The organism is Streptomyces liangshanensis (assembly GCF_011694815.1).
Lineage (GTDB): Bacteria > Actinomycetota > Actinomycetes > Streptomycetales > Streptomycetaceae > Streptomyces > Streptomyces liangshanensis.
This window is the reverse complement of the sequence record NZ_CP050177.1, coordinates 5724699-5742173: the sequence shown is the minus strand read 5'-3', so window position 1 is coordinate 5742173 and position 17475 is coordinate 5724699. Positions and strand designations below refer to the sequence as shown.

The window sequence follows — 17475 nt, the reverse complement described above, 5'->3', positions numbered from 1 at the left end:
TCACGGCCCCGGGGGCCCGCCCCCGCCGCCTCACTCCGCCCCGTAGAACAGCCTCTCCATCACCGCGCGCGCCCGGCGCGTCGTCCTGCGGTAGTCGTCGAGCATGTCCCCGCTGTGGACCTCCTGCGTCTGGCCCCGGGTGGGCCCCGCCCCGTACCCGAGGTAACGCCCCATCGCGCCCAGCTCGCGGCCGTCCGACGGGAAGGTGTCGCCCGGCCTGCCCCGTACGAGCATCACGCCGTTCCTGACCCGCGTCGCCAGCACCCACGCGTCGTCCAGGGTCTGCGCGTCCTCCGCCGACAGCAGCCCCGCCGCCCGCGCCGCCGCCAGTGCCCCGCGGGTCCTGGTGGTCCGCAGCCCCGGCTCCGCCCAGGCGTGCCGCATCTGGAGCAGCTGGATCGTCCACTCGACGTCCGAGAGCCCGCCGCGGCCCAGCTTGGTGTGCAGGGTCGGGTCGGCGCCCCGCGGCATCCGTTCCGTCTCCATCCGCGCCTTGAGGCGGCGGATCTCGCGTACGGCGTCCTCGCCCAGGCCCTCGGGCGGGTAGCGCATCGGGTCGATCAGCTCGACGAACCGGCGGCCGAGGTCCGCGTCGCCCGCCATCGGTTCGGCGCGCAGGAGCGCCTGGCTCTCCCAGACGAGCGACCAGCGCCGGTAGTACGCCGCGTAGGAGGCGAGCGTACGGACCATGGGGCCGCTCTTGCCCTCGGGGCGCAGGTCGGCGTCGATCAGCAACGGCGGTTCGGAGCCGGGGACTTCGAGGAGGCGGCGCATCTCGGCGACCACGGCGTTCGCCGCCTGGGCGGCCTCCTGCTCGCCGACGCCCTCGCGCGGCTCGTGGACGAAGAGGACGTCCGCGTCGGAGCCGTACCCCATCTCGTGGCCGCCGAAGCGGCCCATGCCGATGACGGCGAACCTGGTCGGGAGGGTGTCGCCCCACCGGCCGCGGACGGCGGCGCGCAGGGCGCCGGCGAGGGTGGCGGCGTTGAGGTCGGTGAGGGCGTTGCCGACGCGGTCGACCAGGGCGCCCGGGTCCTCCTCGGCGGGACTGTCCTCCGTACCGTACGAGCCGATGATGTCGGCGGCCGTCGTACGGAACAGCTCCCGGCGGCGCGTCCCGCGCGCCGCCGCGACGGCGCCCTCGGCTGTCTCGGCGCGGCCCACCGCCGCGATGACCTCCTGCTCCAGGTGCGCGCGGCCGTGCGGCACGAGCCCGCCCGGGTCGCCGAGGATCGCGACGGCCTCGGGGGCGCGCAGGAGCAGGTCGGGGGCGAGGCGGCCCGCCGACAGGACCCGGGCGAGGTTCTCGGCCGCCGCGCCCTCGTCGCGCAGGAGCCGCAGGTACCAGGGGGTCTTGCCGAGGGCGTCGGACACCTTGCGGAAGCCGAGGAGGCCGGCGTCCGGGTCGGCGGAGTCGGCGAACCAGCCGAGGAGCACCGGCAGCAGGGTCCGCTGGATCGCCGCCTTGCGGCTCACGCCCGACGACAGCGCCTCCAGGTGGCGCAGGGCGGCCGCCGGGTCCGCGTACCCGAGCGCTTCGAGGCGCTGGCGGGCCGCCTTCGTGCTCAACCGGGTCTCGCCGGGGGCGAGTTGGGCGACGGCGTCGAGCAGCGGCCGGTAGAAGATCTTCTCGTGCAGCCGCCGTACGACCGAAGCGTGCCGTTTCCAGGCCTTGTTGAGCTCGACGACGGGGTCGCCGCGCAGGCCGAGGGAGCGGCCGAGGCGGCGCAGGTCGCCCTCGTCCTCGGGCACGAGGTGGGTGCGGCGCAGCCGGTGGAGCTGGATGCGGTGCTCCATGGAGCGCAGGAAGCGGTAGGCGTCGTCCAGTTGGGCGGCGTCGGCCCGGCCCACGTACCCGCCCGCGGCCAGTGCGCCGAGCGCGTCGAGCGTGGAGCCGCTGCGGAGGGTGGAGTCACTGCGGCCGTGGACCAACTGGAGGAGCTGGACGGCGAATTCGACGTCGCGCAGGCCGCCGGGGCCGAGCTTGAGCTCCCGGTCCAGCTGGGCGGCGGGGATGTTGTCCACGACGCGGCGGCGCATCTTCTGCACGTCGGGGACGAAGTGCTCGCGGTCGGCGGCCTGCCAGACGAGCGGGGAGACGGCGTCGATGTACTCGGCGCCGAGCGGGACGTCCCCGGCGACGGCGCGGGCCTTCAGGAGCGCCTGGAACTCCCAGGTCTTGGCCCAGCGCTGGTAGTAGGCGAGGTGGCTGCTCAGGGTGCGGACGAGGGGGCCGTTGCGGCCCTCGGGGCGGAGGTTGGCGTCGACGGGCCAGATGGCGCCCTCGACGGTGGTCTCGGAGCAGATGCGCATGAGGTGCGAGGCGAGGCGGGTGGCGGCCTGGACGGCCTTGCCCTCGTCGGTGTTGAGGGGGGCGGCCGCGTTGTCGCCCGCGAGGGTGCCGGCGGGGGCCTCGGGGAGGCCGCCGACGAAGATCACGTCCACGTCGGAGATGTAGTTCAGCTCGTGGCCGCCGCACTTGCCCATCGCGATGACCGCGAGCCGGCAGGCGGCGGCGTCCTCGGGCGCGGCGGCGCGGGCGATCGCGAGGGCGGCGCGGAGGGTGGCGGTGGCGAGGTCGGCCAGCTCGGCGGCGGTCTCGGCGACGTCGATGGTGCCGCACACGTCCCTGGCCGCGATGGCCAGGAGGCAGCGGCGGTAGGCGATGCGCAGGGAGACGGGATCGGTGGCGTCGGCGAGGCCGCGTTCGAACTCCGCGACGCCGGGGTGCAGGTCCGCCGACTCGTACGTCACCAGGACGTGCCAGTCGTGGGGGTGCCGGGCGAGGTGGTCGCCGAGCGCCTCGGACGCGCCGAGCACCCCGAGCAGCCGGTCCCGCAGGGGCTTGGCGGTGAGCAGCGTGTCCAGCAGGATCCGCCGCTCCCCCGCGTTGGCCGCCTCGATGAGCCGTACGAGACCGCGCAGCGCCAGGTCCGGGTCGGCGGTGGCGCCTAGCGCGTCGAGGAAGAGCGGGTCGGACCGTACGGTCGCCATCTCCGGGACGTCGAGGAGCCGCTCGGCACCGGACGGATCGGTGAAGCCGTGGCGGAGCAGACGGGTGAAGATACTGCTCCTGCGCCCCGGCATCGTCATGTCACCGTCTCCCGTCCGCGTTCCCGCCAGTGTTTCCGATCAAGCTGAGGGATCGAGCGTAACCGCAGGAGGGGAAGCCGGGACCGGGCGCGTCCGGTGCGGTCGGGAGGAGGCGCGACGACTTCCGGGGAACGGGCGGCCCTCGCCTTCCGTCCCCTCCCCTCCCCTCCCGTCCCCTCCCCTCCCCTTCCATCCGACCGAACCAGGAGCAGACGATGGCCCGAATCGAACCGACCGAACCCCGCACGGAGGAACTGGACACCCGCTACGGCGAGCCGGGGGCGACGGCCACGCCCTGGCGGGAGGCGGTGGCGCTGCTGACGGCCGCGGAGCTGTTCTGGCTGACGACGGTACGGCCCGAGGGCCGCCCGCACGTCACGCCGCTGCTGGCGGTGTGGGCGGACGGCGCGCTGTACTTCTGCACCGGCGCGGAGGAGCGCAAGAGCCGGAACCTCGCGGCGAACCCGGAGGTGGTCCTGACGACCGGCACGAACGCGCTCGCCGGGGGCTGTGACCTGGTGGTCGAGGGCACGGCGGTCCGCGTGACGGACGAGGCGCGGCTGACCGCGCTGGCCGGGGCGTGGGAGGCGAAGTACGGGGCCGACTGGCACTTCGAGGTACGGGACGGCGGCTTCGCGGGCGACCGGGGGAACGTGGCCGTGGTCCACGAGGTCGCGCCGCGCACGGCGTTCGGCTTCGGCAAGGCGCCGTACAGCCAGACGCGCTGGCGCTTCTGACGGGGCGGCCCTCCCCTCCCCTCACTGGAAATCACTGGTCGGCAACGGCCCCCCGATGATGTGCTTCCGAGGTGACAGAACACGCAGCGCCCCCCACGAACCGACCGGCCTCCCCCACCCATCCCTCCGCCCTCGACCGGATCGACCACTACCTGGACGCCCTGCCCCGCCGGGTGGGCCGGGCGGAGGACTTCGGTCCGCTGACTCTGTTCGTACGGGAGGACGGGGGCAGCCCGCTCCAGGCCCGCCCGACGCGGGGCTGGCGGGGCCGACCGGTGACCCCGGCGGATGTCGCGGCCGTCCGGGCGCGCCAGCGCGAACTGGGCCTCCCGGAGAGCTTCGAGTGGGTCCACGAGTCGGCCCCGGACCTGCGCGCGGCGGTGGAGGCGACGGACCTGCCGGTCACACCCCGCCCGCTCCTGGTGCTCCCCGAGAACGCCCCGACACCACCCCTGGCCGACCTCACCCCCGAGGGCGTCGAGATCCTCACGGTGACCCCGGACGCCCCCTGGCTCCCCAGCGCGGTGGCCACCGCCCACCTGGCCTTCGCGAACCTGGGCACCCACGTGGGCGAGGTCGGCCCGGCGGAACTCCCCGAGGCGGAGGAGCACCACGCCACGGCGATCACCCTCATGGCCATGCGCATCCGCGAGGGCCGTACGACCCTGGTCGCGGCGGTGGAGAACGGCATCGCCCTCAGCTCGGGCCTGCTGCCGGGAGTGGTCGACGGCATCACCGAGATCTGCGCCGTGGCCACCCTCCCCACGGCCCGCCGCCGAGGCCTGGCCCTGGCAGTAACCGCAACCCTGATCCAAGAGTCCCGCACCCGCGGCGCCCACACCATCTTCCTGAGCGCCACAGACCCCCAAGTAGCCCGCATCTACACCCGCCTGGGCTTCCACCCCACGGCGACGGCCATGGAAACCTGACCCCCCACCATTTCAAACGCCCAGCAGCGAAAGACGTACGCGGGGAACTGTGGACGGCCTCTACGCGAGGCATGGGCCTACTGGCCTCACGATCAAGAACTGACCTGGAAGATGAGGCAGTTCGAGATTGAGCTGCTAGGGTCTCGCACCATCGAAAGGGGGCTACGTTGTTCGACCCGGCTCTGTTCGTTCTCCAGCCGCGCGCGGTAATGCTAATTGTTGGCATGTTCGCTGCAATATCCGTCTGGGCACTCTCGCGGATAGTCGTCACATTCTTCCTGGACGGCTTTCCGCCACCACTTTCCACGCCCTCCCTCCCGCTCCGTCCCTGACGGCGTGAGGTAGCGCCCCCACCCACCCGTCCCCGCCTGGGGCGGCGGTACCGCCGGGAAATGCCCGGAGGGCCGCTCGGGGGCACGTGAGGGAATCACGTGATCTTTCTGGTTCAGCGCGCGGCTTCGTACGTGCGTGAATTTCGTCAGGAACTGCGTTCCTTCGACCGGGACATGCGCGAGATGCGGGACGAACCCTGGGACATGTCGCGCGTCCCGTCAGCGAACATCGTCAAGGACGCCACGGAGGACGCCCGGAAGGAAAGCAGCGACTGACGAACGCATGTGGCTCCGGCTCCCGCACCAGTCGGTGCGGGAGCCGGAGCCGTTCCAAGATTCGCGCGCCACGCGGTTCGCAGCCCGCGACACTGAGACCGCTGGCGCCAGTGGCATTTCCCCACTGGCCCGGGTCATGGAAGCTCTTACAGGACCGGGAGGTTCTTGCGGAGTTCGAAGGCGGTTACCTCGCTGCGGTATTCCTCCCACTCCTGCTTCTTGTTGCGGAGGAAGAAGTCGAAGACGTGTTCGCCGAGGGTTTCGGCGACCAGTTCGCTGCGTTCCATCAGGGAGATCGCCTCGCCGAGGTTCTGCGGGAGGGGTTCGATGCCCATCGCGCGGCGTTCGGCGTCGGAGAGGGCCCAGACGTCGTCGTCGGCGCCGGCCGGGAGTTCGTAGCCCTCCTCGACGCCCTTGAGGCCCGCCGCGAGGAGGACCGCGTAGGTCAGGTAGGGGTTGGCGCCGGAGTCGATGGAGCGGACCTCGACGCGGGCCGAGCCGGTCTTGCCGGGCTTGTACATCGGGACCCGGATCAGCGCGGAGCGGTTGTTGTGGCCCCAGCAGATGTACGAGGGGGCCTCGCCGCCCGAGCCCGCGGTGCGGGTGGAGCCGCCCCAGATGCGCTTGTACGAGTTGACCCACTGGTTGGTGACGGCCGAGATCTCCGCGGCGTGCTTGAGCAGGCCGGCGATGAAGGAGCGTCCCACCTTGGAGAGTTGGTACTCGGCGCCCGACTCGTAGAACGCGTTGCGGTCGCCCTCGAAGAGGGACAGGTGGGTGTGCATGCCCGAACCGGGGTACTCCGAGAAGGGCTTGGGCATGAACGTCGCGTTGATGCCCTGCTCCAGCGCGACCTGCTTCATCACCAGACGGAACGTCATGATGTTGTCGGCCGTGGACAGCGCGTCCGCGTAACGGAGGTCGATCTCCTGCTGGCCCGGCGCGCCCTCGTGGTGGCTGAACTCCACGGAGATTCCCATGGATTCGAGCATCGTGATCGCCTGGCGGCGGAAGTCCATGCCGACGTTCTGGGGCGTGTGGTCGAAGTAGCCGGAGTTGTCGGCGGGGGTGGGCCGCGAGCCGTCCAGCGGCTTGTCCTTCAGCAGGAAGAACTCGATCTCGGGGTGGGTGTAGAAGGTGAATCCGAGGTCCGAGGTCTTGGCCAGCATCCGCTTGAGCACGTAGCGCGGGTCGGCGAAGGACGGCGAGCCGTCGGGCATCAGGATGTCGCAGAACATCCGCGCCGTGCCGGGGGCCTCGGCGCGCCAGGGCAGGATCTGGAAGGTGCCCGGGTCGGGCTTGGCGATCATGTCCGACTCGTACACGCGGGCGAAGCCCTCGATGGCCGAGCCGTCGAATCCCATGCCCTCGTCGAAGGCCTGCTCCAGCTCGGCGGGCGCCACGGCGACCGACTTCAGGAAGCCGAGCACGTCGGTGAACCAGAGGCGTACGAAGCGGATGTCGCGCTCCTCCAGTGTGCGGAGCACAAATTCCTGCTGCTTGTCCATATCGCTGTCCTACCCATCCTTGCTGGTCAGGCCACCTGCTCCCATGCCGAGGGGCACGTTGGGGCACACGAGCATCCCACCACACGATTTCCGGCGCGTTGCGAACCCCGGTCCAACGCCTTCCGTCGCGCGGATGTACGGGTCTCTGCCCCATAGTGCCTGCTCGGCGGGTACGCCGGTACCTCCGACAACGCTCCTGTTGCGGGAGTGGCGGCGGCGCGCGGTCGGCTCAGGCGTCGCCGGGTCTGGTGTGGGTGTCCGACCAGCCCAGAGGGTACGGCTCCGCGTCCCCGACCGGGTCCGCGGGTTCCCCGCCCGCCTCGGTGAACGCGGTCAGCGCGGTGACCAGGTGGGCGCGCTGTTCCGGCGGGAGCCGCTCGACGATCGTCGTGATCTCGCGGCGGCGGGCGGCCGACACCTCGTCGACCAGGCGTCGGCCGTCCGGCGTGAGCCGCAGCAGGGTCTCGCGGCGGCTGGCGGGGTTGCTCCGCCGGGCGGCGAGGCCCGCGGCGATCAGGCGGTCCAGCATGCGCATCGCGGTGGAGGGGTTCACGCCGAGCCGCTCGGCGACCTCCACGAGCTTGGCGTCGCCGTGGGTGTCGAGGACCACCAGCAGGCGGTACTGCGGGAGCGTCACCCGGTCGGGGACGACCTCCAACGCCCGCACGGAGATGCCGACGAGCACCCGCGACGCGGCGAGCACGGCATGCGTCACGGCGTCCACGTCGCCGGGGGCCGGGTCCGTGGCGCTCTCGTCGCTCTGGACCGACCCGGCCTGATCGGGGGCCGGGGTGCCCGGGTGGGGTGGGTTCGGGGTGGCCGGCGGGTTGGGGGTGGCCGGCGGGTTCGGGGTGGCCGGCGGGTTGGGGGGGTGGCCGGCTCGGCGGGGTGGGTCTGCGGGGTCGGCCATGCCTCTTTGTACCGCGCCCGCGCCCGGTTCGTACCGCATCGGGTGGGACCGTCGGCCCGTTCCTCGGCCGGAAGCCGCTCCGCACTGCTGCTTCCGGGGTAGTACGCACTACGATCTGCGCTCATGGGGGGAGCCCGCCGCACGCGCATCACGCGTCCCATGGCACTGCTGAGTGCCATGGCGACGCTGTTCGCCGCGCTCTTCGTCTGTCTGGGCGTCGACAAGGTCGGCGAGGGGGCCGACGGCGAGTCCGCCCGGGGCCCCGCCGGAGTCGGCCATCACCGCGCCGCCGCCCCGTTCACGCCCGTGAACAAGCCCGTGGCCCGGTACAGCTGCCCGTACGACGGCAACGACTGCGGCTACTTCCCGCACCTGAGCCCGGCCGTGCTCACCGTACCGCCGCCGGCCGCGCCGCTGGCCTCCGGAGTCCCGCACCCGCGCGTCGAACCGACGGCCCCCGACGGCCGGCTCCCCCGCCCCGGTGCGCGGGCCCGCGCACCGGACCTCCACGTCCTTCAAGTACTGCGGACCTAGTCCGGACCGGAATCCGCCGCGGTCCGCCGTACGCCATCCGGCATCCGACATCCGCCGTCCGGCACGTCCACGCCGTACCCCGGCGAGACGGCGAACGCGCGCGGGTTCACGAGATCAACGCCCCCGTCACGTACGTACGCAGTCACCCCCAGAAGGACAGACACCATGGCTTCCAAGTCCCAGTCCGCCGAGCGCAAGGCCCGAATAGAGAGCATGCGCCGCGCCGAACAGGCTCACGAGCGGCGCAGTCGCATCATCACGATCACGGTGAGCGCCGTGGTCGTGGCGGGTCTCGTCGGGTTCGGCGCCGTGATCCTGAACAAGGAGTCCGACCAGAAGGAACAGGAGCAGGCCGCCGCCAAGGAGCCCGTGAAGGGCGAGAAGTCCTGGGACGCCAAGAAGCTCACGCGCAACCACGTCACCACGGCGGTCAAGTACCCGATGAAGCCGCCGGTCGGCGGTGACCACAACCAGGTCTGGATGAACTGCGACCGGGACGTCTACAAGGACCCGATCCCGGACATGAACGCGGTGCACTCGCTGGAGCACGGCGCGGTCTGGGTCACGTACAACGACAAGGCCTCGGAAGCCGACGTCAAGGCGCTGAGCGACAAGGTCGAGAAGACCTCGTACACGCTGATGAGCCCGTACAAGGACCAGGCCGGCACCATCATGCTGAGCGCGTGGGGCAAGCAGCTCACGGTCGACAAGGCGTCGGACCCGCGGGTGGACCAGTTCCTGACGAAGTACGTGCAGGGCGCGCAGACCCCCGAGCCGGGTGCCGCCTGCACGGGTGGAATGGGCGCGCAGTGAGGCTCGGGGTCGTGGCCTCCGTGAACCGTACGCAGTGGGCGGCGATCGCGGCCGTCGTGCTGGCGCTGCTCTTCGCCGGCGCGGCGACGGTGGCGTCGGCGGGGCGTGACGACGGTACGGGAGCGCCCCGTACCCCCTCGGCGGGCTCCCCCGACGCCGGCTTCGCGCGGGACATGGCGCTCCATCACCAGCAGGCGGTGGAGATGTCGTTCATCGTCAGGGACAACACGGACGACGAGGACGTGCGCCGGCTGGCGTACGACATCGCCAACACCCAGGCGAACCAGCGCGGGATGCTGCTGGGCTGGCTGGACATGTGGAAGCTGCCGAAGGTCGAGTCGGGCATCGAGCCGATGGCGTGGATGCCGATGGACATGCGGATGGGCGCGGGCCACGCCATGTTCGAGCCGCACGACGGCGCGCTGATGGAAGGCATGGCCACCACCACGGAGCTGGACCGGCTGCGGGCGGCGCGCGGGAAGGCGGCCGAGGTGCTGTACCTCCAGCTCATGACCGACCACCACAAGGGTGGCGTGATGATGGCGCAGGGGTGTGTGGACCTGTGCGCGGCGGGTACGGAGCGTGACCTCGCGCAGGGGATGGTCACGGCGCAGGGGTCGGAGATCCGGCTGATGGCGGATCTGCTGAGGGAGCGGGGGGCGAAGCCTCGGGGGTGAGGCGAAGCTTTGGTGGTGCTGCCTGGCGGGGTCGCCGGACGCGGTCGTCGGATTGGGTCCTGGGGGCGCGCCCGTCGGGCAGGTCGTCGGGCTGGGCGCCGGGCGGGGTCCGCTGGGCGCGGGCTTGCCAGGCGGATCACCGGGCGGGTTGTCGGGTACGGGCGGGGGTTCTCGTCCTAGTCCCGGCGGCCCGCCCGTCGCTGTCCGGCCGCTGTGCGCCGAGGCCCGGTGTACGGGGTCCGGGCTACGGCTACCCCCGCTCCCGCGCGGTCGCGTCATCCGAACGGCCCCCTGACAATGGGGGTGGCTCGGGGAGTACGGCTAGGGCACGCAGGAGGTACGACCCCATGACCACCGCCAAGGACATCATGCACCCGGGGGCCCAGTGGATCCCCGCCCACGAGACCCTCGACCGCGCCGCGCAGCTGATGCGGGAGATGGAGGTCGGGTCGCTGCTCATCGCGGACCAGGACGAGCGGCTCGCGGGCATTCTCACGGACCGCGACATCGTCGTCGGCTGCGTGGCGATGGGCCACGATCCGTCGAAGATCACCGCGGGCGACCTGGCGCAGGGCACTCCGCGCTGGATCGACTCGGACGCGGACGTCGGCGAGGTGCTCCAGGAGATGCAGAGCCACCAGATCCGCCGGCTCCCGGTCATCCAGGACAAGCGGCTGGTCGGCATGATCAGCGAGGCTGACCTGGCCCGACACCTCACCGAGTCGCAGATGGGCGCGTGGGTGGAGCAGGTGTACGCACGCGGCTGACGCGGACCGGGGCGGTCGAGGTGGGCGTAGGCGGCCGATGTCCGCGTACGCCCAGGTACGGGGCTCAGCACGCCCGACAAAACCACGAGCGCCCCCGCCGCAGATACGGCCGCCCCGTACCGCATCACGCACACCCTCGGCCCGCGCCCGCAAGGCAAGCACGCCCTGCGGCGTGAGGAGACCCCAGGGCGTGGCGCGAATCCGCAGCGCAGGGCGAACCCACGCCGTCAGGCGGACCCGCGCCCAAGCGGGCGTCACCCCGCTTGAGCGGGACCGCCCCGCAGCGTGACGCCATCCGCCGCCGGAGCGGAAACACCCCGCATCGTGAGTCGGACCCGGAGCACGAGCCGGACCCGCGCCAGGCGGGTATCGCCACTGACCCGCGCCAGGCGGGCGTCGCCGCCGGGCTGGGGCCGGTCCCAGCGCCATGAGGCGGGCCCGGGGTGTGGGGCAGAGCCGCACCATGTGGGGTATCGCGCCGGGCGGGCGTCGCCCCCGCCCCCCACCAGAGTGCGACCCGGCCCACGCCGTGAGCCCGCCCCGTGCCGCAAGGCGGGCCCCCGCGTCGGGTGGGCGGCGGTGGTGGAGTGGGGCCCGACACATCCGTACCCCGGCGGACGACATCGCGTCAGAAAGACGATTACACTGGTCCCGTGCCTCAACTACGCCTCGCTCTGAATCAGATCGACTCGACCGTCGGCGATCTCGCCGCGAATGCCGAGGCGATCGTGCACTGGACCCGTCACGCCGTCGAGCAGGGGGCGCATGTCGTCGCGTTCCCCGAGATGGTGCTGACCGGCTACCCCGTCGAGGACCTGGCCCTCCGGTCGTCCTTCGTCGAGGCCTCCCGGGACGCGCTGCGCGCCCTCGCGGGGCGCCTGGACGCCGAGGGCTTCGGGGACCGGCCGGTGATCGTCGGCTACCTCGACCGTTCCGAGAAGGCCCAGCCCCGGTACGGCCAGCCCGCGGGCGCGCCGCAGAACGCGGGCGCGGTGCTGTACGGCGGGGAGGTGGCGCTGACGTTCGCCAAGCACCATCTGCCGAACTACGGGGTGTTCGACGAGTTCCGGTACTTCGTGCCGGGCGACACCCTCCCCGTCGTACGGGTCCACGGCATCGACATCGCGCTGGCGATCTGCGAGGACCTCTGGCAGGACGGCGGGCGGGTCCCGGCGACGTGTTCCGCCGGTGCCGGGCTGCTGATCTCCATCAACGCCTCCCCGTACGAGAAGGAGAAGGACGACACCCGCCTCGACCTGGTGCGCAAGCGCGCCCAGGAGGCCGGTTGCACCACCGCGTACGTCGCGATGATCGGCGGCCAGGACGAGCTGGTCTTCGACGGGGACTCGATCGTCGTCGACAAGGACGGCGAAGTGGTCGCGCGTGCGCCGCAGTTCGCGGAGGGCTGTGTGGTGCTCGATCTGGACCTGCCCGCCGCGCCCGCCGCGCCGCCGTCGGGTGTGGTGGACGACGGGCTGGTGATCGACCACGTCGTCCTCTCCGAGGAGCCGCTGCCTGCGTACGAGCGTGAACTGTCCGGCGGGTACGCGGAGCGGCTGGAGGACGACGAGGAGATCTACTCGGCGCTGGTGGTGGGCCTGCGGGCGTACGCGGCGAAGAACGGCTTCCGGTCCGTCCTGATCGGGCTCTCCGGGGGCATCGACTCGGCGCTGGTCGCGGCGATCGCGTGCGACGCGGTGGGGGCGGAGAACGTGTACGGCATCTCCATGCCGTCCAAGTACTCCTCGGACCACTCCAAGGACGACGCGGCGGAACTGGCCCGCCGTACCGGCCTCAACCTGCGCACCGTGGTCATCGAGCCGATGTTCGACGCGTACATGGACGCGTTGGGCCTGACGGGGCTGGCGGAGGAGAACCTCCAATCGCGCCTGCGCGGCACGACGTTGATGGCGGTCTCCAACCAGGAGGGCCAGATCGTGCTGGCGCCGGGCAACAAGTCCGAGCTGGCGGTGGGGTATTCGACGCTGTACGGGGACTCGGTCGGCGCGTACGGGCCGATCAAGGACGTCTACAAGACGACCATCTTCCGGCTGGCACGGTGGCGCAACCGCGCGGCGGAGGAGCGGGGGCAGGTGCCGCCGATCCCGGAGAACTCCATCAGCAAGCCGCCGAGCGCGGAACTGCGTCCGGGGCAGGTCGACACGGACTCGCTGCCGGACTACGACGTCCTGGACCGGATCCTGGAGCTGTACGTGGACCGGGACACGGGGAAGGACGCGATCGTCGCGGCGGGCTTCGAGGAGGAGTTGGTGACGCGGACGCTGCGGATGGTGGACGTGGCGGAGTACAAGCGGCGGCAGTACCCGCCGGGGACGAAGATCTCGGCGAAGGGCTTCGGCAAGGACCGGCGGCTGCCGATCACGAACCGGTGGCGGGAGGCCCCTTCGGGGTGAGGGCGTGGGGGGTGCCTGGGCGGGGGTGCGTGCGGCGCGGGTCGGTCCGCGGGCCGGTTTGTCCTCAAGCGCCGGACGGGCTGGGGGGGTCCTTCGCCGGGGCGCGCGGGCTGAGGCGGGCTGGTCGAGCCCGGGGCCGCCGGGGTGACCGTTTGTCCTCAAGCGCCGGACGGGCTGGGGGCGGCTGGGGTGCTGGTCATGCTCGGCTCCGACCGGGTTGCGGTCCGTCCTCAAACGCCGGACGGGCTGACAATGCCCGCGCGTGCTCCCGACGGGTTGGGCGCCTCCTTGAGCCCGTCCGGCGATTGAGGACGGAGCGGGGCGGGCGCGGGCGTCGCCTTGACGGGTTGGGCGCCCGTTCGAGCCCGTCCGGCGATTGAGGACGAGGTGAGGTGGGCGGGCGCGGCGCCCTGACGAGCGGGGCGCCCTCTCAAGCCTGTCCGGCGATTGAGGACAAGGCGCGGCGGGCGGGCGCAGCGCCCTGAACAGTTGGGCGTCCCCGCAAGCCTGTCCGGCGATTGAGGACGAGGCGTGGGGCGCGTCAGTGGGTGGAGGCCGGTTCTCGGGGGTGGGGGGTGCCCTTCGCGACCAGCCTCGACCGCGGCCCCCGCGCCGCCCCGGACGCGTCCATCCGCCCCGCCACCAGCGCGATCAGCAACCCCACCACCGCCAGCACCGCCCCCACCAGCGCCGGCGACATCCACCCCCACCCCGCGGCGATCGCCGCACCCCCCAGCCACGCGCCGCCCGCGTTGGCGAGGTTGAAGGCCGAGTGGTTGGAGGCCGAGGCCAGCGTCGGGGCGTCCTTCGCCTTCCGCATGACCAGCATCTGAAGCGGCGTCGTCGTCAGGAACCCCACCGCGCCCAGCACCACCACCGTCACCAGCGCCGCCCACCGCACGTGCGCCGTGAAGCGGAACGCGACCAGCACCACCGCCAGCGTGGCGAGCGAGAGGTACAGCGTCGGCCGCAGCGCCCGGTCCGTCAGCGGCCCCGCCGCCAGCGCCCCCAGCGTCATGCCGATGCCGAACAGCGCGAGCACCACCGTCACCGACGACTCCCCGAAGCCCATGACCTCCGTGGTCATCGAGGCGAGGTACGAGTACACCGCGAAGACCCCGGCGAAGCCGAAGACCGCCGTGGCGAGGCCGAGCAGCACCTGACGGTTCCCGAGGGCACGCAGCTCCCGGCCGAGGCTCTGGTGCGCGTCGAGGGGTACGTACGGGACCAGCCTCGCCAGTGCGGCCAGCGCCACCAGGCCGATCACGGTCACGACGAGGAACGTGGCGCGCCAGCCGAGGTGTTGGCCCAGCAGGGTCGCGGCCGGGACGCCCACGATGTTCGCGACGGTCAGGCCCAGGAACATCGTCGCCACCGCCCTCGCCTGCCGCCCCTCCTCCACCAGCCGCGACGCGACCACCGCGCCGACGCCGAAGAACGCGCCGTGCGGCAGCCCCGCGAGCAGCCGGCCCGCCAGCAGCCAGCCGAAGCCGGGGGCGAGCGCGGAGGCGAGGTTGCCGACGACGAAGAACCCCATCAGGAGCAGGAGCATCCGCTTGCGCGGGATCCGGGAGCCGACGGCGGTGAGGAGCGGGGCGCCGAGGACCACCCCGATCGCGTAGGCGGACACGAGGTAGCCGGCGGTGGGTACGGAGGTACCGAGGTCGTCCGCGACGTTGGGCAGCAGGCCCATCATCACGAACTCGGTGGTACCGATACCGAAGGCACTTACAGCGAGGGCCAGTAGCGCCAAGGGCATGGAAGGAGGGCCTTTCCGGGGAAGCGGGACGAGGGAAGGGGGACGACGAGAAGACGCCAGCGAGTAAGTACCTCGGCTGAACAAAGTCTCTCAGACGTTTCTTCCCGCGAAAGAACCCCCGGATGAACGCCAGGTTCCGCCCCGCGTCCTAGTCCGCCTTCAACTCCACGCGCGCGGCGATCGGCAGGTGGTCGCTGTCCGTCCTCGGCAGGGTCCAGGACGCCGTCGGCTCGATGTTCCTCACCATGATCTGGTCGATGCGCGCCATCGGGAACGAGGCCGGCCAGCTGAACCCGTACCCGTGCCCCGCCGCACCCTGCGTGGAGCGCATCTGGGACGTGACGGCGTTCAGGGAGCGGTCGTTCATGGTGCCGTTGAGGTCGCCGAGCAGGATGACCTGGCCGACGGGCTCGCGGCTGATGGCCTCGCCGAGCGCGTCCGCGCTGTTGTCGCGCTGGTTGGCGGTGAAGCCGGCGTGCAGCTTGACCCGTACGGACGGCAGGTGCGCCACGATCACGCCGACCCGCCCCATGGGCGTGGTGATCGTGGACCGCATCGCGCGGACCCAGCCCAGCCGGATGTCGACCGGGCGGGTGCCGGACATCGGGTACTTGCTCCACAACCCGACCGTGCCCTGCACGGAGTGGTACTTGTACGTCGCCGCCAGCGCCTTCACGTACGTCGGTACGTCGGTCTCGGTCAGCTCCTCCAACGCGAGGACGTCCGCGCCGGACTTGGCGACCTCGTGGGCCGTACCCGTCGGATCGGGGTTGTCCGCGTTGACGTTGTGCGTGGCGACGGTGAAGTTGCCGCCCCCGGCGGACTTGTCGGCGAGGAGGCCGCCGAAGAGGTTGACCCAGACGACCGCGGGCAGCAGAAGGGCGACCAGCGCGGTCGCGGACCGCCGCAGGAGGGCGAGGACGAGGATCACCGGCACGGCCAGGCCGAGCCAGGGCAGGAAGGTTTCGGTGAGGCTGCCCAGGTTGCCGATCCGGTTGGGGATCTGGGCGTGCAGGATCATCAACAGCGCGACCAGGAACGCGAGAACGGCGAGGACGATGCCGCGCCGCCAGATGTTCCGGCCGCCGCGCCATCGGGACAGCACGGTCCGGACCCGGGCTCCCGCACCCGCGCGCTGGTGTTCCGCGTCCGCGCCGGTCTCCACCGACTCCGCCGTGTACTCCTGCGTCATGTCCGCTGCCCTCACTGCCTTGCCGTGCACGCCCGCCCCCGACCCTAGGGGATACGCGGCCGCTTTCTCTGCCGTCCGGGACGGCCGTACTGCCAGGAGGACGAAACCGGCGCGCGGAGGGGTTCCGATCACGGGCAGATCACGACCGGTTGTGACAGAACCCGCACGATTGTGGTGTTGCGAACGTCACGTGGACGAGTTGGTCCGGCGGGGGTCGGTCGGCCGGGGCGGGGCCAGTTGGCCCGGGGGCGGACGCTGGTTGGCCCGGTTGGTCCGGCGGAGGCCGGCTGACCCGGCGGGGCCCGGCGTTACGCCTTCCGCGCGCGGCGGCGTCAGGCCTTGCGCGCGCCCAGCCCCTCCAGCGCCGCCCCGACGATCTGTTCGGCCAGATCCTCGGGCAGTGGCGCGTCGGGGCGGTGCAGGGTCCGTACGAGCATGGCGCCGACCAGCAGGTCGTACATCAGGTCCACCGGGAGGTCGTCGCGCAACTCCCCCTCCGCGACGGCGCGGCGGAGCACGGCGAGCATCGCCTGGCGGCGGGGTTCGATGACGGTCCGCTGGTACTCGGCCCAGAGCGTGGGCCTGCTCTTCATCTCCGCGAAGACGCTGTGCAGGAACGCGGAGGAACGCTGGGCGAGGCCGCGGGTGCGCAGGGACTCCAGCAGGACCGTGAGGTCGGCGAGGGGGGACTTGCCGGGGAGGGTGGGCTCGGGGGGCTCGATCTCGCGCAGGACGTCCACGAAGAGGGCCTCCTTGCCCTGCCACCGCCGGTAGATGGTGGCCTTGCCGACCCCGGCCGTGCGCGCGATGCGCTCGATGGACAGCGTGCCCAGCGGCACGCCATCCTCCAGGAGGGCCACGACGGCTTCCAGGATGGCCCGTTCGACCGCCTCGCTCCGAGGCCTGCCGCGCCGGTGCTCGCCGCCCTGTCCGTACTCCTGGTCCCGCACGTACGCCACCTCTCGCCGTCCAGCCCACCCCACCCCCCGATTCTCACCCACCACCCCCGCCACGAACACCGACAGCCACCCCCGACCCGGCCCCGGGGCCACGACGGGCCGCCCGCGAAACCTGCGGCGGGCGGCCACAGGCCGGTTGCTGAACAGGCCGCGGGCCAGTCGCCGATGGTCGTCAACCGATCGGCGGGCCACCAGCAACCAGTCGCCGTCGGCCGCCGGGCCATCGCCGGCCCATCACCGACCGATCACCAGTCGGCCACCGAGCCACCGGCCGTCAGTCGCTGACCCGTCACCGAGCGCTCGCCGGTCGTCGGCCGGCCGGTCGTCAGGCGATCGTTGGCCGTCGGCCGATCACCGATCGGCTCCCGGGGCCGATAACCCGCCCGTCACCGACCGACCGCCAGTCGGCCACTGACCCACCGGCCCGTCGCCGACCGACCGCCGGTCGGTCCCCGAGCCGCAGACCACCCCAGCCGGTCCTCGGCTGATCGCCAACCCGGCCGGCCCCCGGGGCCGATAACCGGCCCGTCGCCGACCGATCGCCAGTCGGCCGCTGACCCACCGACCTGTCGCCG

Annotated in this window: 14 protein-coding genes; 8 read left to right on the top strand and 6 right to left on the bottom strand. The window is 72.2% G+C overall.

Annotation, left to right across the window (positions count from 1 at the left end):
- Positions 1-30: 30 nt before the first annotated feature.
- Positions 31-3093, bottom strand: coding sequence for a bifunctional [glutamine synthetase] adenylyltransferase/[glutamine synthetase]-adenylyl-L-tyrosine phosphorylase (locus HA039_RS24915; RefSeq protein WP_167033592.1), 3063 nt, complete (start codon positions 3091-3093; stop codon positions 31-33).
- A 215-nt stretch (positions 3094-3308) separates the two neighbouring features.
- Here HA039_RS24915 and HA039_RS24910 point away from each other — a divergent pair, with 215 nt between their 5' ends.
- The 3 genes from HA039_RS24910 (at position 3309) to HA039_RS24900 (ending at position 5367) form a co-directional block, all read left to right on the top strand.
- Entirely contained in the window at positions 3309-3830 is a 522-nt protein-coding gene (locus tag HA039_RS24910) for a pyridoxamine 5'-phosphate oxidase family protein (RefSeq protein ID WP_167033590.1), read from the top strand.
- 71 nt (positions 3831-3901) lie between these two features.
- Positions 3902-4759 (top strand): GNAT family N-acetyltransferase, encoded by an 858-nt coding sequence (locus HA039_RS24905; RefSeq protein WP_167033588.1) that lies wholly within the window; start codon positions 3902-3904, stop codon positions 4757-4759.
- Positions 4760-5223: 464 nt separating this feature from the next.
- On the top strand, positions 5224-5367 hold the full coding sequence (locus HA039_RS24900) for a hypothetical protein (RefSeq protein ID WP_167033585.1): 144 nt from the start codon (positions 5224-5226) through the stop codon (positions 5365-5367).
- 146 nt (positions 5368-5513) lie between these two features.
- Here the strand turns inward: HA039_RS24900 and HA039_RS24895 are convergent, their stop codons facing one another.
- A complete protein-coding gene (locus tag HA039_RS24895; protein ID WP_167033583.1) occupies positions 5514-6875 on the bottom strand; it encodes a glutamine synthetase family protein in 1362 nt (453 codons plus the stop codon).
- Positions 6876-7104: 229 nt separating this feature from the next.
- On the bottom strand, positions 7105-7785 hold the full coding sequence (locus HA039_RS24890; protein WP_167033581.1) for a MarR family winged helix-turn-helix transcriptional regulator: 681 nt from the start codon (positions 7783-7785) through the stop codon (positions 7105-7107).
- A 159-nt stretch (positions 7786-7944) separates the two neighbouring features.
- Between HA039_RS24890 and HA039_RS24885 the strand changes: the two genes are divergently transcribed.
- The 5 genes from HA039_RS24885 (at position 7945) to HA039_RS24865 (ending at position 12990) form a co-directional block, all read left to right on the top strand.
- On the top strand, positions 7945-8319 hold the full coding sequence (locus HA039_RS24885; RefSeq protein ID WP_243869732.1) for a hypothetical protein: 375 nt from the start codon (positions 7945-7947) through the stop codon (positions 8317-8319).
- Between the two features lie 165 nt (positions 8320-8484).
- Positions 8485-9132, top strand: a complete 648-nt coding sequence (locus HA039_RS24880) for a DUF3105 domain-containing protein (RefSeq protein WP_167033577.1) — start codon at positions 8485-8487, stop codon at positions 9130-9132.
- A 20-nt stretch (positions 9133-9152) separates the two neighbouring features.
- Positions 9153-9809: a DUF305 domain-containing protein gene (locus HA039_RS24875; RefSeq protein ID WP_167037570.1), complete on the top strand. Its 657-nt coding sequence runs from the start codon at positions 9153-9155 to the stop codon at positions 9807-9809.
- Positions 9810-10156: 347 nt separating this feature from the next.
- Positions 10157-10576, top strand: coding sequence for a CBS domain-containing protein (locus HA039_RS24870; protein ID WP_167033575.1), 420 nt, complete (start codon positions 10157-10159; stop codon positions 10574-10576).
- Between the two features lie 653 nt (positions 10577-11229).
- Positions 11230-12990 (top strand): NAD+ synthase, encoded by a 1761-nt coding sequence (locus HA039_RS24865; RefSeq protein ID WP_208298708.1) that lies wholly within the window; start codon positions 11230-11232, stop codon positions 12988-12990.
- A 541-nt stretch (positions 12991-13531) separates the two neighbouring features.
- Here HA039_RS24865 and HA039_RS24860 read toward each other — a convergent pair.
- The 3 genes from HA039_RS24860 to HA039_RS24850 all read right to left on the bottom strand — a co-directional run bounded on the left by HA039_RS24860 (position 13532) and on the right by HA039_RS24850 (position 16891).
- A complete protein-coding gene (locus HA039_RS24860; RefSeq protein ID WP_167033573.1) occupies positions 13532-14749 on the bottom strand; it encodes an MFS transporter in 1218 nt (405 codons plus the stop codon).
- 148 nt (positions 14750-14897) lie between these two features.
- Entirely contained in the window at positions 14898-15941 is a 1044-nt protein-coding gene (locus HA039_RS24855; RefSeq protein ID WP_167033571.1) for an endonuclease/exonuclease/phosphatase family protein, read from the bottom strand.
- Positions 15942-16273: 332 nt separating this feature from the next.
- The gene (locus HA039_RS24850) at positions 16274-16891 is read right to left on the bottom strand and encodes a TetR/AcrR family transcriptional regulator (protein WP_167033568.1); all 618 of its coding nucleotides are present in this window, start codon (positions 16889-16891) and stop codon (positions 16274-16276) included.
- Between the last annotated feature and the right edge of the window lie 584 nt (positions 16892-17475).